The sequence below is a fragment of the Citrobacter sp. CK194 genome (assembly GCF_030333395.1).
GTDB classification, from domain to species: domain Bacteria; phylum Pseudomonadota; class Gammaproteobacteria; order Enterobacterales; family Enterobacteriaceae; genus Citrobacter_B; species Citrobacter_B koseri.
In genome coordinates this window covers 241,710-257,216 of record NZ_JAOWGA010000017.1, presented here as the reverse complement: position 1 = coordinate 257,216, position 15,507 = coordinate 241,710, and the positions used below count along the sequence as shown (strand labels likewise).

Genomic DNA, 15,507 nt, shown 5'->3' with positions numbered 1-15,507 from the left:
GGAGTAAGGTCCATGGCCGTACAACAGAATAAACCAACCCGTTCCAAACGTGGCATGCGTCGTTCTCATGACGCTCTGACCGCAGTCACCAGCCTGTCTGTAGACAAAACTTCTGGTGAAAAACACCTGCGTCACCACATCACTGCCGACGGTTACTACCGCGGCCGTAAGGTCATCGCTAAGTAATCACGCGCAAGCGTGATGAAGCTTAGTGAGGATTTCCCCGCGTAAGCGGGGAAACACCAAACCAGGCAGCGACGATACCTTGACACGTCTAACCCTGGCGTTAGATGTCATGGGGGGAGATTTCGGCCCTTCCGTGACAGTGCCTGCAGCACTGCAGGCACTGAATTCTAATTCGCAACTCACACTTCTTTTAGTCGGGGATCCCGATACCATCACGCCATTACTTGCCAAAGCTGACTTTGAACAACGTTCGCGTCTGCAGATTATCCCTGCACAGTCAGTTATTGCCAGTGATGCCCGGCCTTCGCAGGCTATCCGCGCCAGTCGCGGCAGCTCAATGCGTGTGGCCCTGGAGCTCGTGAAAGAAGGCCGAGCCGAAGCCTGTGTGAGCGCCGGTAATACGGGCGCGCTCATGGGACTTGCGAAATTATTGCTCAAACCCCTTGAGGGCATTGAGCGTCCTGCGTTGATGACGGTTTTACCGCATCAGCAGAAAGGAAAAACGGTGGTGCTGGATTTAGGCGCCAACGTCGATTGTGACAGTACCATGTTGGTGCAGTTTGCCGTGATGGGGTCCGTGATGGCGGAAGAGGTGATTGGGATAACCAATCCCCGCGTGGCGTTGCTCAATATTGGTGAAGAAGAAACCAAAGGTCTCGACAGTATTCGTGATGCCTCTGCGTTGCTCAAAACAGTCCCTTCCATCAATTACATTGGTTATCTTGAAGCCAATGAATTATTGACGGGAAAAACTGATGTGCTGGTATGTGACGGATTTACAGGTAATGTCACATTAAAGACAATGGAAGGGGTTGTCAGGATGTTCCTTTCACTGCTGAAATCTCAGGGTGAGAGTAAAAAACGGTCGTGGTGGCTGCTGTTATTAAAACGTTGGTTACAAAAAAGCCTGACGAGGCGATTCAGTCACCTCAACCCCGACCAGTATAATGGCGCCTGTCTGTTAGGATTGCGTGGCACGGTGATTAAAAGTCATGGTGCGGCCAATCAGCGAGCATTTGCCGTCGCGATTGAACAGGCAGTGCAGGCGGTGCAGCGACAAGTTCCTCAGCGAATTGCCGCTCGCCTGGAATCTGTATACCCAGCCGGATTCGAACTGTTGGAAGGTGGCAAAAACGGACACTCACGGGTGCACAATTAACGGTGTAACCTGAGCGCAACCAACATACCAACAGTTTGCACGCGGTGGTATATAACCGAAAAGTGACTGAGCGTACATGTATACAAAGATTATTGGTACTGGCAGCTATCTGCCTGAACAAGTGCGTACTAACGCCGATTTGGAAAAGATGGTAGAGACGTCTGACGAGTGGATTGTCACGCGTACAGGCATCCGTGAACGCCATATTGCAGCGCCAAACGAAACAGTCGCGACGATGGGCTATACAGCCGCAAACCGCGCGCTTGAAATGGCGGGCATTGATAAAGACCAGATTGGCTTGATTGTGGTGGCGACCACGTCAGCAACACATGCTTTCCCAAGCGCAGCATGCCAGATTCAGAGTATGCTGGGCATTAAAGGCTGCCCGGCGTTTGACGTTGCAGCGGCCTGCGCCGGTTTTACCTACGCGTTAAGCGTTGCCGATCAGTATGTAAAATCAGGCGCCGTTAAATATGCGCTGGTCATCGGTTCCGATGTCCTGGCGCGCACCTGCGATCCCACCGATCGCGGGACGATCATTATCTTTGGTGACGGCGCGGGTGCAGCGGTTCTGAGCGCATCCGAAGAACCAGGTATTATTTCGACGCATCTTCATGCAGACGGCAGCTACGGTGAGTTGCTGACGCTGCCAAACGCCGATCGCGTCAATCCAGAAAATCCGATTTATCTGACGATGGCGGGCAACGAGGTGTTTAAAGTGGCGGTAACTGAACTGGCACACATCGTTGACGAGACGCTGGCGGCGAATAATCTGGATCGTTCCGCTCTGGACTGGCTGGTTCCGCACCAGGCTAACCTGCGCATCATCAGCGCGACAGCGAAAAAGCTGGGTATGTCGATGGATAATGTGGTGGTTACGCTGGACAGACACGGCAACACCTCTGCGGCCTCTGTGCCGTGCGCGCTGGATGAAGCCGTGCGCGACGGGCGGATTAAAGCCGGGCAGTTGGTATTGCTTGAGGCCTTCGGGGGTGGATTCACCTGGGGCTCCGCGCTGGTTCGTTTCTAGTATAAGGATTTAAACATGACGCAATTTGCTTTTGTGTTCCCGGGGCAGGGTTCCCAGACGGTTGGGATGTTGTCTGAAATGGCAGCCAGCTACCCGATCGTAGAAGAAACCTTTGCTGAAGCTTCTGCGGCGCTGGGTTATGATCTGTGGGCGCTGACGCAGCAAGGGCCTGCGGAAGAACTGAATAAGACCTGGCAGACTCAGCCAGCATTGCTGGCCGCTTCCGTTGCGCTGTATCGCGTATGGCAGCAGCAGGGCGGTAAAGCGCCTGCGCTGATGGCGGGACACAGCCTGGGGGAATACTCCGCGCTGGTATGTGCTGGCGTCATCGATTTCGCCGACGCGGTTCGTCTGGTTGAACTGCGCGGCAAGTTCATGCAGGAAGCTGTGCCGGAAGGCACCGGCGCAATGGCGGCGATCATCGGTCTGGATGATGCATCCATCGCCAAAGCGTGTGAAGAGGCGGCTGAAGGCCAGGTGGTTTCTCCGGTGAACTTTAACTCTCCGGGCCAGGTGGTTATCGCCGGGCATAAAGACGCGGTTGAACGTGCGGGCGCAGCCTGTAAAGCCGCTGGCGCAAAACGTGCGCTGCCGCTGCCGGTAAGCGTGCCGTCACACTGTGCGCTGATGAAACCTGCGGCGGATAAGCTGGCGGTTGAATTAGCGAAAATCGCCTTCAATGCCCCGACCGTACCGGTTGTGAATAACGTTGACGTGAAGTGTGAAACCGACGCTAACGCTATCCGTGATGCGCTGGTACGCCAGCTGTACAACCCGGTGCAGTGGACGAAGAGTGTAGAATTTATCGCAGCACAAGGTGTTGAACACCTTTATGAAGTGGGTCCAGGTAAAGTCCTCACTGGTCTGACTAAACGTATTGTTGACACCCTGACGGCCTCGGCGCTAAACGAACCGGCGGCACTGTCAGCGGCGCTTGAGCAATAAAAGAGGAAAACCATGAGTTTTGAAGGAAAAGTCGCACTGGTTACCGGTGCAAGCCGTGGCATTGGCCGCGCAATTGCTGAGACGCTCGTTGCCCGTGGCGCGAAAGTCATCGGTACTGCTACCAGCGAAAATGGCGCTCAGGCCATTAGCGAATACTTAGGTGCGAACGGTAAAGGTCTGATGTTGAATGTGACCGATCCGGCATCTATTGAATCTGTTCTGGAAAATATTCGCGCAGAATTTGGTGAAGTTGATATCCTGGTCAATAATGCCGGTATCACTCGCGATAATCTGCTGATGCGAATGAAAGATGATGAGTGGAACGATATTCTCGAAACCAATCTGTCATCTGTTTTCCGTCTGTCAAAAGCGGTAATGCGCGCTATGATGAAAAAACGTCATGGACGTATTATCACTATCGGTTCTGTGGTTGGTACCATGGGAAATGCGGGTCAGGCCAACTACGCTGCGGCGAAAGCGGGTCTGATTGGCTTCAGTAAATCACTGGCGCGTGAAGTTGCGTCGCGTGGGATTACTGTCAATGTTGTGGCTCCGGGCTTTATTGAAACGGACATGACGCGTGCGCTGTCTGATGATCAGCGTGCGGGTATTCTGGCGCAGGTTCCTGCGGGTCGCCTCGGCGGCGCTCAGGAAATCGCCAGTGCGGTTGCATTTTTAGCCTCTGACGAAGCAAGTTACATCACTGGTGAGACTCTGCACGTCAACGGCGGAATGTATATGGTTTAACCACGAAAAATATTTGCGTTATTGTAGGTCTTGGCCTCAAAATAACGTAAAATCGTGGTAAGAACTGCCGGGATTTAGTTGCAAATTTTTCAACATTTTATACACTACGAAAACCATCGCGAAAGCGAGTTTTGATAGGAAATTTAAGAGTATGAGCACTATCGAAGAACGCGTTAAGAAAATTATCGGCGAGCAGCTGGGCGTTAAGCAGGAAGAAGTTACCAACAATGCTTCTTTCGTTGAAGACCTGGGCGCAGATTCTCTTGACACCGTTGAGCTGGTAATGGCTCTGGAAGAAGAGTTTGATACTGAGATTCCGGACGAAGAAGCTGAGAAAATCACCACCGTTCAGGCTGCCATTGATTATATCAACGGCCACCAGGCGTAAGTGAACATCTCCAGGCGGTCATTCGACCGCCTGAGTTTTATCTTTTTGTCCCACTAGAATCATTTTCCCTCCCTGGAGGACAAACGTGTCTAAGCGTCGTGTAGTTGTGACCGGACTGGGCATGTTGTCTCCTGTCGGCAATACCGTAGAGTCTACCTGGAAAGCTCTCCTTGCCGGTCAGAGTGGCATCAGCCTGATCGACCATTTCGATACTAGCGCCTATGCAACGAAATTTGCTGGCTTAGTAAAGGATTTTAACTGTGACGACATCATCTCGCGCAAAGAACAGCGCAAGATGGATGCCTTCATTCAATATGGAATTGTCGCTGGCGTTCAGGCCATGCAGGATTCTGGCCTTGAAGTAACGGAAGAGAACGCAGACCGTATTGGTGCCGCTATCGGCTCTGGTATCGGCGGTCTCGGACTGATCGAAGAAAACCACAGTTCCCTGGTGAACGGTGGGCCGCGTAAGATCAGCCCGTTCTTTGTTCCGTCGACGATTGTTAACATGGTGGCGGGTCACCTGACCATCATGTACGGCCTGCGTGGGCCAAGCATCTCTATCGCTACCGCCTGCACCTCAGGCGTACATAACATCGGTCATGCCGCGCGTATCATTGCATACGGCGATGCGGACGCGATGGTAGCGGGTGGTGCGGAAAAAGCCAGTACGCCGCTGGGTGTCGGTGGCTTTGGCGCAGCGCGTGCGCTGTCTACACGTAATGATAACCCGCAAGCGGCCAGCCGCCCGTGGGATAAAGAGCGTGACGGCTTTGTTCTCGGCGATGGCGCGGGCATGGTGGTACTGGAAGAGTACGAACATGCAAAAGCGCGCGGCGCGAAAATTTATGCCGAAATCGTTGGCTTCGGGATGAGCAGCGATGCTTATCACATGACGTCACCGCCGGAAAACGGCGCGGGCGCCGCGCTGGCGATGGTCAATGCGCTGCGTGATGCGGCCATTGAGCCGGGTCAGATTGGTTACGTCAACGCCCACGGTACGTCTACGCCGGCAGGCGATAAAGCGGAAACTCAGGCAGTGAAATCTGTCTTTGGCGATGCGGCAAGCCGTGTGCTGGTCAGTTCGACGAAATCCATGACGGGTCACCTGCTGGGTGCTGCGGGCGCGGTAGAGTCCATTTTCTCTATCCTGGCGCTGCGCGACCAGGCTGTTCCGCCAACCATCAACCTGGATAACCCGGATGAAGGTTGCGACCTGGACTTTGTGCCTCACGAAGCTCGTCAGGTTAATGGAATGGAGTATACGCTGTGTAACTCCTTCGGCTTTGGCGGTACTAACGGCTCGTTGATCTTCAAAAAGGTCTAAGTCGTTCCACCAGAGAGTAAAAAGGTCCGCTTGTCGGGCCTTTTTTATTCAGCTTTCTTCCCTTGTCCTGTGTTAACCATCCTGCCACACTAATCGACCACGAATAAGGAGCCACTATGTTCTTAATTAATGGCCGTGAACAGGATTCTCTTGCCGCCAGCGATCGCGCGACGCAGTTTGGCGATGGCTGTTTCACTACTGCGCGAATCCGTGACGGTAGAATTTGCCTCCTGCCCGCACACCTTCGCCGTTTGCAGGATGCCTGCGAAAAACTGCTGCTTCCCTTCAGTCAATGGACGGAACTGCAACACGAAATGACGGCGATGGCAGCAGGCCAGAACAGTGGCGTACTGAAAGTTATTCTGAGTCGTGGCAGCGGCGGCAGGGGCTACAGCCCGTCAAACTGTCGTGCGGCCACGCGAATTTTATCCGTTTCTCCTTATCCCACTCATTATGAACGCTGGCGTACGGAAGGTATTACGCTGGCGCTAAGCCCCGTACGGCTGGGGCGTAACCCTATGCTTGCGGGTATAAAACACCTTAACCGACTGGAACAGGTACTGATTCGGTCTCATCTTGAGCAGACAAACGCTGATGAAGCGCTGGTTCTTGACAGCGAGGGATGGGTTACGGAATGCTGTGCGGCTAATTTGTTCTGGCGTAAAGAGAATGTGGTGTATACGCCGCGCCTGGATCAGGCGGGGGTAAACGGCATTATGCGACAATTTTGTTTACAGTCGCTGGCACAATCGCCTTTCCAGGTTGTCGAAGTGTATGCCGGGGAGGACGCGCTTATGCAGGCCGATGAGATGGTTATCTGCAATGCGTTGATGCCCGTGATTCCCGTGCGCGCCTGTGGCGATAAACTGATGTTTGCACGTTCATTGTTCGATTTTTTAGCCCCACTTTGTGAGCACCCGAATTAGTCATGAAAAGAATGTTACGCTTTTTCCTTCTGCTGGTCGTTGTGTTGGGCATTGCCGCTGGCGCAGGAATGTGGAAAGTGCGCCAACTGGCCGACAGCCCCTTGTTAATAAAAGAAGAGACGATCTTTACCCTGAAGGCCGGAACCGGGCGTCTGGCATTAGGCGATCAACTCTACGCCGACAAAATTATCAATCGGCCGCGCGTGTTTCAGTGGTTGCTGCGCGTTGAACCTGAATTATCAAACTTTAAAGCGGGCACCTATCGTTTAACGCCTGACATGACCGTACGGGAGATGCTGAAACTGCTGGAAAGCGGTAAAGAAGCACAGTTCCCGCTACGTCTGGTCGAAGGGATGCGCCTGAGCGATTACCTGAATCAGTTGCGGAATGCGCCTTATATTCAGCATACGCTTAGCGATGACCGCTACGAAACCGTCGCGCAGGCGCTGAAGCTGGAGACCCCGGAGTGGCTTGAAGGCTGGTTCTGGCCGGACACCTGGATGTATACCGCCAATACCACCGACGTCGCGCTTCTGAAGCGTGCGCATCAAAAGATGGTTAAAGCGGTAGATGACTTCTGGGAAGGGCGCGCGGAAGGGCTGCCTTATAAAGATAAGAATCAACTGGTGACGATGGCGTCTATTATCGAGAAAGAGACGGCCGTCGCCAGCGAACGCGATCAGGTGGCATCGGTCTTTATTAACCGTCTGCGTATTGGTATGCGTTTGCAGACCGATCCGACCGTGATTTACGGCATGGGGGCGAGTTATAATGGTAAGCTGTCGCGCGCGGCGCTGGAAACGCCGACGGCGTATAACACCTATACCATCACCGGGTTGCCGCCAGGTCCTATCGCCATGCCTGGCGAAGCCTCTTTGAAAGCCGCCGCGCATCCGGCGAAAACGCCGTACCTCTATTTTGTGGCTGACGGAAAGGGCGGTCACACGTTTAACACCAATCTTGCCAGCCATAACCGGTCAGTGCAGGACTACCTGAAAGTGCTTAAGGAAAAAAATGGGCAGTAACTATATCGTCATCGAAGGCCTGGAAGGCGCCGGAAAAACCACCGCGCGTAACGTGGTGGTGGAGACACTTGAGCAACTGGGTATTCACGACATGATTTTTACGCGTGAGCCGGGCGGCACCCAGCTTGCAGAGAAATTAAGAAGTCTGGTGCTGGACATCAAATCGGTGGGTGATGAAACGATCACGGATAAAGCTGAAGTGCTGATGTTTTATGCCGCGCGAGTGCAACTGGTGGAAACCGTTATCAAGCCTGCGCTGGCGAAAGGAACATGGGTCATTGGCGATCGCCATGACCTGTCCACTCAGGCCTACCAGGGTGGCGGCCGTGGGATCGATCAGACAATGCTGGCGACGCTGCGTGATGCTGTATTGGGCGACTTCCGTCCTGACCTGACTCTGTATCTGGATGTGACGCCGGAGGTTGGCTTAAAACGCGCGCGTGCGCGCGGCGAACTTGACCGCATTGAGCAGGAGTCTCTGGATTTCTTCAATCGCACGCGTGCCCGCTACCTTGAGCTGGCCGCCAGCGATGCCAGCATTCGCACCATTGATGCGACTCAGCCGCTGGAGGCTGTGATGAACGATATTCGCACAACCGTGACGGCCTGGATCAAGGAGCAGGGTGCATGAAATGGTATCCGTGGTTACGGCCAGACTTTGAAAAACTGGTAGCAAGCTATCAGGCGGGTCGGGGCCACCATGCGTTACTGATTCAGGCGTTGCCCGGAATGGGGGATGATGCGCTGATTTATGCCCTCAGTCGTTATTTGCTGTGCCAGCAACCGGAAGGGCATAAAAGCTGCGGGCGTTGTCGTGGCTGCCAGTTAATGCAGGCGGGTACGCATCCTGACTATTATTCGCTGTTGCCGGAAAAGGGAAAAAGCACTCTTGGCGTGGACGCGGTACGCGATGTGGGCGAGAAGCTGTACGAACATTCTCGACTTGGCGGCGCGAAAGTCGTGTTGATCCCGAATGCGGCCCTGCTGACTGATGCCGCGGCGAATGCCTTATTAAAGACGCTGGAAGAGCCGCCGGAGCAAACCTGGTTCTTCCTTGCCAGCCGTGAACCGGCACGCCTGCTGGCGACTTTACGCAGCCGCTGTCGTCTGCATCATCTTGCGCCGCCATCTGAACAATACGCTGTTTCCTGGCTTTCTCGTGAAGTGACAATGTCACAAGAGACGTTGCTGGCGGCGCTGCGCCTGAGCGCAGGGGCTCCCGGCGCCGCTCTGGCGTTGTTGCAGGCCGACAGCTGGGCGCATCGTAACGCGCTTTGCGAAGCGCTGGCGAATACGCTGCAATCCGGCGACTGGTATATCCTTCTGTCGGTGTTGAATCACGAACAGGCCGCCGTACGTTTACACTGGCTGGCGACGCTGCTTATGGATGCCCTTAAATACCGGTATGGCGCTTCCAGCCTGACAAATCAGGATGCCGGAACGCTGGTGGCGTCGATAGCTGAACGGTTATCCGTCGCACGTATCCAGGCCATACTCAGCGATGTCTGCCATTGTCGCGAACAGCTGATTAACGTGACCGGATTAAACCGCGAACTGGTATTAACCGATCTTATTCTCCGCATAGAGCATTACCTGCAACCAGGCGCCATGTTGCCTGTTTCCCATCTTTGAGAGAGACATTATGTTTTTAGTCGACTCACACTGCCATCTTGATGGCCTGGATTATCAATCTCTGCATAAGGACGTGGATGACGTGCTGGCAAAAGCCGCCGCGCGCGATGTGAAGTTCTGCCTGGCGGTGGCGACAACCCTGCCCGGATACCGGAATATGCGCGAACTAGTTGGCGAGCGGGATAACGTTGTGTTTTCCTGCGGCGTACACCCGTTAAACCAGGATGAAACATACGATGCGGAAGACCTGCGTCGCTTTGCCGCTGAAGAAGGCGTGGTGGCCATGGGAGAGACCGGGCTGGATTATTTTTATACGCCGGAAACAAAAGTTCGCCAGCAAGAATCCTTCATTAACCATATTCAGATTGGCCGTGAATTAAATAAACCCGTGATTGTGCATACCCGTGACGCACGCGCCGATACGCTGGCGATTTTGCGCGAAGAAAAAGTGACGGATTGCGGTGGCGTACTACACTGTTTTACAGAGGACAGGGAGACGGCGGGTAAATTATTGGATCTTGGGTTTTATATCTCTTTTTCCGGGATCGTGACCTTCCGCAACGCGGAGCAGTTACGTGATGCCGCCCGCTATGTTCCTCTGGATCGTCTGCTGGTTGAGACGGACTCTCCTTATCTTGCTCCGGTGCCGCATCGTGGTAAAGAGAACCAGCCTGCAATGGTTCGCGATGTCGCAGAGTATATGGCCGTATTGAAGGGTGTTGCCGTTGAAGAACTGGCGCAGGCAACCACTGAAAACTTTGCTCGCCTGTTCCACATCGACGCTTCTCGCCTGCAATCAACCCGTTAACCGAGTTTTTTTAAAGCTCGTAATTAATATTCAAAGCGAGTAAAGTTCACCGCCACAAAATGGGCGGTGAATGAGCGAATTGTAACATTCAGACACTCATTTTGTCAGAATGTGATGGTTTTATGGCTGTCAGGAGCTGAAACGTGATAGCCGTCAAACAAAACCGAGCTTATTTATTTTACTCTGTGTAATAAATAAAGGGCGCTTAGATGCCCTGTCCACGGCGAGGTTCTCCCCCCTCGCCAATGCGTGAAAACGTAGAATACACAAAATCATTCAGGCTGCATCAGGGCGGCAAGTGAGTGAATTGCAGGAGCTTACTTGAGTAAGTGACTGGGATGAACGAGCGCAGCCAACGCTGAGGCGGTTTGAAGGATGAAGTGTATAAGCACAAATACTCAGGAGCACTCCTAATTATGTTTAAGAATGCATTTGCTAACCTGCAAAAGGTCGGTAAATCGCTGATGCTACCGGTATCCGTACTGCCTATCGCAGGTATCCTGCTGGGCGTCGGTTCCGCTAACTTCAGCTGGCTGCCAGCCGTTGTGTCGCACGTTATGGCAGAAGCAGGCGGTTCTGTTTTTGCAAATATGCCGCTGATTTTCGCCATTGGTGTCGCACTGGGCTTCACCAACAACGACGGCGTTTCGGCTCTGGCCTCGGTTGTCGCTTACGGCATCATGGTCAAAACCATGGCCGTGGTTGCGCCGCTGGTTCTGCATTTACCTGCTGAAGAAATCGCAGCAAAACACCTGGCGGATACCGGTGTTCTCGGGGGGATTATCTCCGGTGCGATTGCAGCGTACATGTTCAACCGCTTCTACCGTATCAAATTGCCTGAGTATCTGGGCTTCTTTGCGGGTAAACGCTTTGTGCCGATCATTTCTGGTCTGGCTGCCATCTTCACCGGCGTGATCCTGTCCTTCATTTGGCCGCCGATCGGGACGGCTATCCAGACGTTCTCTCAGTGGGCTGCTTACCAGAACCCGGTTGTGGCGTTCGGTATCTATGGCTTCATTGAGCGCTGCCTGGTGCCGTTTGGTCTGCACCATATCTGGAACGTTCCTTTCCAGATGCAGATCGGTGAATACACCAACGCAGCAGGTCAGGTGTTCCACGGCGACATTCCTCGCTATATGGCGGGCGACCCGACTGCGGGCAAACTGTCCGGCGGCTTCCTGTTCAAAATGTACGGTCTGCCTGCTGCGGCTATCGCGATCTGGCACTCTGCTAAACCGGAAAACCGCGCGAAAGTGGGCGGTATCATGATCTCCGCAGCGTTGACCTCGTTCCTGACCGGTATCACCGAGCCGATCGAGTTCTCCTTCATGTTCGTTGCGCCGATCCTGTACGTTATCCACGCGATTCTGGCAGGTCTGGCATTCCCGATCTGTATCCTGCTGGGTATGCGTGACGGTACATCGTTCTCGCACGGTCTGATCGACTTCATCGTTCTGTCTGGCAACAGCAGCAAACTGTGGCTGTTCCCGATTGTTGGTGCAGGTTATGCGATTATTTACTACACCGTCTTCCGTGTGCTGATTAAAGCGCTGGATCTGAAAACGCCGGGTCGTGAAGACGCGAGCGAAGACAGCAAAGTGGGCGCAACCAGTGAAATGGCTCCGGCCCTGATCGCCGCGTTTGGTGGTAAAGAGAACATCACTAATCTCGACGCATGTATCACCCGTCTGCGCGTTAGCGTCGCTGACGTTGCTAAAGTGGATCAGGCTGGCCTGAAGACGCTTGGCGCAGCTGGTGTCGTCGTCGCAGGTTCCGGCGTTCAGGCTATTTTCGGTACGAAATCCGATAACCTGAAAACGGAAATGGATGAATACATCCGCAATAGCTAAGCAGTAAGACGTTGGGGAGAACTAAGGCAGCCAAATGGCTGCCTTTTTTACGCTGTGTTGCCGGATGGCGCGTGGCTTATCCGGCCTACGGTTATAGCACAGTTGTAGGCCTGATAAGGCATTAGCCGCCATCAGGCTTGCGAGAACGTAAAAAAGGGAGCCAGATGGCTCCCTTCTCGTCAGTAACGTTATCAGAACTGATAGCTTGCAGTAATGCTGACGTTACGTGGTTCGCCGTAGACAATAGAACCATCGATATTGGTGTCGTAGGTTTTGTCTAACAGGTTGTTGATGTTGCCCTGTACGGCGAAGTTTTTGGTTACCTGGTAGCGAGTGAACAGATCCACTAACGCATAGCTGCCTTGTTCTGCGCGCCATGTGCCGTATGGTGTGACCGTGTCGCTGCCGTGAACACGGTTCTGCCAGTTAACGCCACCGCCGACGGTCAACTCAGGCATGACTGGCAGACGGTAGCTGGTAAACAGCTTCACGGTTGTACGTGGCAAGTTCGGATTCACCGCATTTCCCTCGTTATCTTCCGCGATAAAGCGCGTTGCGCCGAAAGTCATCTGCCAGTTGTCGGTGATAGCGCCGTTAATTTCGAATTCAACACCTTTGCTGACGGTTCCATCTACCGCTTTATAAGCGGTGTCACCGTTACTACCTGAAATCGGTCTACCGGTCGACTGACCGACGTTATCCTGCTCAATACGGAAGACCGACAATGTGGTGGTCAGGCGGCTGTTCATCCAGTCAGATTTCAAGCCCACTTCATAGTTGTTACCCGTAATAGGGGCGAGGTATTTACCCGAGCTATCACGATAGTTTTGTGGCTGGAAGATGGAAGTATAGCTGGCGTAGGCAGACCAGTTATCATCAATGTCATATACCAGTCCGGCATATGGCGTGGTATGGTTTTTCTCCATCCGGTAGGTCAGCGTGTCGATACTCCAGTTGGTGTAGCGAGCGCCGATGATCAGATGCAACGGATCGGCCAGCGAAATGCGGGTCGCTGCATAGAGCGATTTCATGTGCGTGGTATCATCCTGGGCAACGGTTTGTTGACCCCAGTTTGTTTCCGGGAAGTTACCGTCGTAGTTGTAGAAATTGCCCAGTTCATCCGGGAATACGTTCGCCCAGGTATTCATATAGCGGTTATTCTGTTTACTGTAGCTTCCGCCGACCATCAGGTTATGCTGACGGCCAAACAGGTCGTAGCCCCCATCGGCGAAAAGATCGACAGCATCGACTTTACGTTTGCCGCTGTTCCAGCCCGTACCGCCAATGTAACCGTACTCTGGCCCGTAGTTGGCGTAAGGGCCAACCAGCATACCGGTGTCTTTATTGACATAGGCATCCAGGTACATCATTTTGCTGTCGAATTTGATTTCAGAATGCGTGGCGTTGAGCGTTGCCTGCCAGGTATCCGCAAAACGCTGCTTCAGCGTGACAAAGACTTTATTAAATTCTTTATCGTTGTAAGCCCAGTCTGGAGCGGTACTGCGCGAGCGGTCATATTTGTTGGTGCTGCCATCCGTATTCCAGCGAGGTAAACCGCCCCAGGTCGGGCTGTTAACGTCGATGCGTTGATATTCATACCCGGCGGAAAGGCTGGTTGTGCTCCCCAGATCGGCATCGATAATGCCGGAGAAGAATGTTTTCTCGCTGTTATAACGATCCAGCCATGAGTCATTGTTCTGATAACCCGCAACAATCCGCGCACGTACGTTACCGTCTTCTGTCAGCGGGCTTTGTAAATCGGTTACGTAACGCTGTTTGTTCCAGCTTCCATATTCCGCAGACACATTACCTTTGAATTCACGGCTGGTGGCATGTTTGCGGATCATATTGATAGACGCGGAAGGGTTGCCGGTTCCGGTCATTAATCCATTTGCGCCGCGTACGACTTCCACGCGTTCAAACAGGGCCGTGTCAGAAAGGGCATCACCAAGATTCCAGCGTGATTCAAAATAGGTGGGGATGCCATCGACCATGTAGTTGTCGATGAGGAAACCGCGTGAGTAGTAGAGGTTGCGGTCGGAGTCCGACTGGCTTCTGCTGATACCCAGCGTGCTGTCCATTACATCGCCAAGGGTTTGTAATTGCTGATCAGCCATGCGTTGCTGGCTGATGATACTGACAGACTGAGGAATATCGCGCTGCGCCATCTGCATTTTAGTGCCAGCGGTTGTCGTTTTAACGTTGTAGTCCTGTTCTTCATCGCTGGACGTGTCGGCTTGTGATGCGCTATCAACAACGATTGTTTCTTCTGTTGTGGTAGCGGCGAAGCTGGTGGAAGGCATCAATGCCATAGCGATGCAGGCTGCCAGCAGTGTGGGAACTGCGGCAGGCTGACGCTGCTCATCCTGGGTGTGTGTTGTGAAAGACATCGAAAAACCCCTAATAATGATGAACGTTAAGTTCAAACCATGAAATGGCATGGCGAACCCTTTTAATTTTCTAACCATCAAATGCGCATGAAAATGCAAATGCGAAATATACGCACTTGCATTAATGCTGTAAACAGATGTTACGGGTGAAAATGAAATCTTGTTTCAGTGCTATGAGGTGCAAAGAGAAGAGGGAAATGAGTATAAGCGCAGCAACTGACAGATTTTTTGCTTAATAAATCGTGGGTTAAAGTTGAAAGAGCGTGAGTAACTCGCTCATACTCTATACTCGCAGTGTGGCTCGGCGTAGCATGGCGCAACGTTATGGCTAATTTTGAAAAAAGGAAAAATGTCGTGGCAGAAGAAACTATATTCAGCAAAATTATCCGTCGTGAAATCCCCTCGGATATCGTTTACCAGGATGAACTGGTTACCGCATTTCGCGATATTTCGCCGCAGGCGCCCACGCACATTCTGATCATCCCGAATACCCTGATCCCAACGGTTAATGATGTCACGGCGGAGCACGAACAGGCGCTGGGCCGTATGATCACCGTCGCGGCAAAAATTGCCGGGCAGGAAGGCATTGCCGAAGACGGCTACCGCCTGATCATGAATACTAACCGTCATGGCGGGCAGGAGGTTTATCACATTCATATGCACCTGCTGGGCGGGTGTGCGCTGGGGCCGATGCTGGCGCATAAAGGCCTCTGACAATGACCAGAGGATGCCTTGCGATATCACTGGCCTTACTGTTGCTTGCGGGTTGTCGCTCACACCCTGAAATTCCGGTCAGTGATGAACAGACACTGGTGATGGAGTCAACGCTGCTGGCGGCCGGTATCACGGCGGAAGCGCCTGCGTTGACGACGTCCGATATTCAGCCTTCTGCATCCTCACGCCTCTATAACGAAAGGCAAGAACCCGTTACCGTGCATTATCGGTTTTACTGGTATGACGCCAGAGGGCTGGAAATGCATCCTCTGGAAGCGCCACGCAGTGTGACTATCCCGGCGCGTTCGTCGGTCACGCTGTATGGCAGCGCCAATTATCTGGGGGCGCATAAGGTTAGACTTTATCTTTATTTGTAAGGG

At 53.1% G+C, this 15,507-nt stretch carries 16 protein-coding genes; 15 read left to right on the top strand and 1 reads right to left on the bottom strand.

Features of this window, described 5'->3' with window-relative positions; genetic code table 11:
* The first annotated feature begins 12 nt into the window (after positions 1-12).
* The 13 genes from rpmF to ptsG all read left to right on the top strand — a co-directional run bounded on the left by rpmF (position 13) and on the right by ptsG (position 12,023).
* A complete protein-coding gene (rpmF, locus tag OGX80_RS09615) occupies positions 13-186 on the top strand; it encodes a 50S ribosomal protein L32 (RefSeq protein WP_000290727.1) in 174 nt (57 codons plus the stop codon).
* Positions 187-265: 79 nt separating this feature from the next.
* A complete protein-coding gene (gene plsX / locus OGX80_RS09610) occupies positions 266-1,345 on the top strand; it encodes a phosphate acyltransferase PlsX (RefSeq protein WP_071818860.1) in 1,080 nt (359 codons plus the stop codon).
* 76 nt (positions 1,346-1,421) lie between these two features.
* Positions 1,422-2,375: a beta-ketoacyl-ACP synthase III gene (gene fabH / locus OGX80_RS09605; RefSeq protein ID WP_012132830.1), complete on the top strand. Its 954-nt coding sequence runs from the start codon at positions 1,422-1,424 to the stop codon at positions 2,373-2,375.
* 15 nt (positions 2,376-2,390) lie between these two features.
* Positions 2,391-3,320 carry an ACP S-malonyltransferase gene (gene fabD / locus OGX80_RS09600; protein WP_115181719.1) on the top strand — a complete coding sequence of 310 codons (930 nt, stop codon included), beginning with the start codon at positions 2,391-2,393 and terminating at the stop codon, positions 3,318-3,320.
* A 12-nt stretch (positions 3,321-3,332) separates the two neighbouring features.
* The gene (gene fabG / locus OGX80_RS09595; protein ID WP_012132828.1) at positions 3,333-4,067 is read left to right on the top strand and encodes a 3-oxoacyl-ACP reductase FabG; all 735 of its coding nucleotides are present in this window, start codon (positions 3,333-3,335) and stop codon (positions 4,065-4,067) included.
* Between the two features lie 151 nt (positions 4,068-4,218).
* A complete protein-coding gene (gene acpP, locus OGX80_RS09590; RefSeq protein WP_000103754.1) occupies positions 4,219-4,455 on the top strand; it encodes an acyl carrier protein in 237 nt (78 codons plus the stop codon).
* 85 nt (positions 4,456-4,540) lie between these two features.
* Positions 4,541-5,782 (top strand): beta-ketoacyl-ACP synthase II, encoded by a 1,242-nt coding sequence (gene fabF, locus OGX80_RS09585; protein ID WP_012132827.1) that lies wholly within the window; start codon positions 4,541-4,543, stop codon positions 5,780-5,782.
* A 116-nt stretch (positions 5,783-5,898) separates the two neighbouring features.
* On the top strand, positions 5,899-6,708 hold the full coding sequence (pabC, locus tag OGX80_RS09580; RefSeq protein ID WP_047457518.1) for an aminodeoxychorismate lyase: 810 nt from the start codon (positions 5,899-5,901) through the stop codon (positions 6,706-6,708).
* 2 nt (positions 6,709-6,710) lie between these two features.
* The gene (gene yceG, locus OGX80_RS09575; protein ID WP_012132825.1) at positions 6,711-7,733 is read left to right on the top strand and encodes a cell division protein YceG; all 1,023 of its coding nucleotides are present in this window, start codon (positions 6,711-6,713) and stop codon (positions 7,731-7,733) included.
* Complete coding sequence (tmk, locus tag OGX80_RS09570; RefSeq protein WP_012132824.1) at positions 7,723-8,364, top strand: dTMP kinase; 642 nt, start codon at positions 7,723-7,725, stop codon at positions 8,362-8,364. Before yceG ends, tmk begins: the two co-directional genes overlap by 11 nt.
* Entirely contained in the window at positions 8,361-9,365 is a 1,005-nt protein-coding gene (gene holB / locus OGX80_RS09565; protein ID WP_115181718.1) for a DNA polymerase III subunit delta', read from the top strand. The genes tmk and holB overlap by 4 nt, the downstream gene beginning before the upstream one ends.
* A gap of 10 nt (positions 9,366-9,375) precedes the next feature.
* Positions 9,376-10,173, top strand: a complete 798-nt coding sequence (locus tag OGX80_RS09560) for a metal-dependent hydrolase (RefSeq protein ID WP_112002269.1) — start codon at positions 9,376-9,378, stop codon at positions 10,171-10,173.
* Between the two features lie 416 nt (positions 10,174-10,589).
* Positions 10,590-12,023 carry a PTS glucose transporter subunit IIBC gene (ptsG, locus tag OGX80_RS09555; RefSeq protein ID WP_024130440.1) on the top strand — a complete coding sequence of 478 codons (1,434 nt, stop codon included), beginning with the start codon at positions 10,590-10,592 and terminating at the stop codon, positions 12,021-12,023.
* Between the two features lie 191 nt (positions 12,024-12,214).
* On the opposite strand, the gene fhuE is transcribed toward ptsG, so the two are convergent.
* Positions 12,215-14,413 (bottom strand): ferric-rhodotorulic acid/ferric-coprogen receptor FhuE, encoded by a 2,199-nt coding sequence (gene fhuE, locus OGX80_RS09550; RefSeq protein ID WP_058669166.1) that lies wholly within the window; start codon positions 14,411-14,413, stop codon positions 12,215-12,217.
* Positions 14,414-14,767: 354 nt separating this feature from the next.
* Here fhuE and hinT point away from each other — a divergent pair, with 354 nt between their 5' ends.
* Both hinT and OGX80_RS09540 read left to right on the top strand, forming a co-directional pair.
* Positions 14,768-15,127 (top strand): purine nucleoside phosphoramidase, encoded by a 360-nt coding sequence (gene hinT / locus OGX80_RS09545; RefSeq protein WP_115182342.1) that lies wholly within the window; start codon positions 14,768-14,770, stop codon positions 15,125-15,127.
* A 2-nt stretch (positions 15,128-15,129) separates the two neighbouring features.
* The gene (locus OGX80_RS09540; protein ID WP_071258229.1) at positions 15,130-15,504 is read left to right on the top strand and encodes a YcfL family putative periplasmic lipoprotein; all 375 of its coding nucleotides are present in this window, start codon (positions 15,130-15,132) and stop codon (positions 15,502-15,504) included.
* Positions 15,505-15,507: the final 3 nt, after the last annotated feature.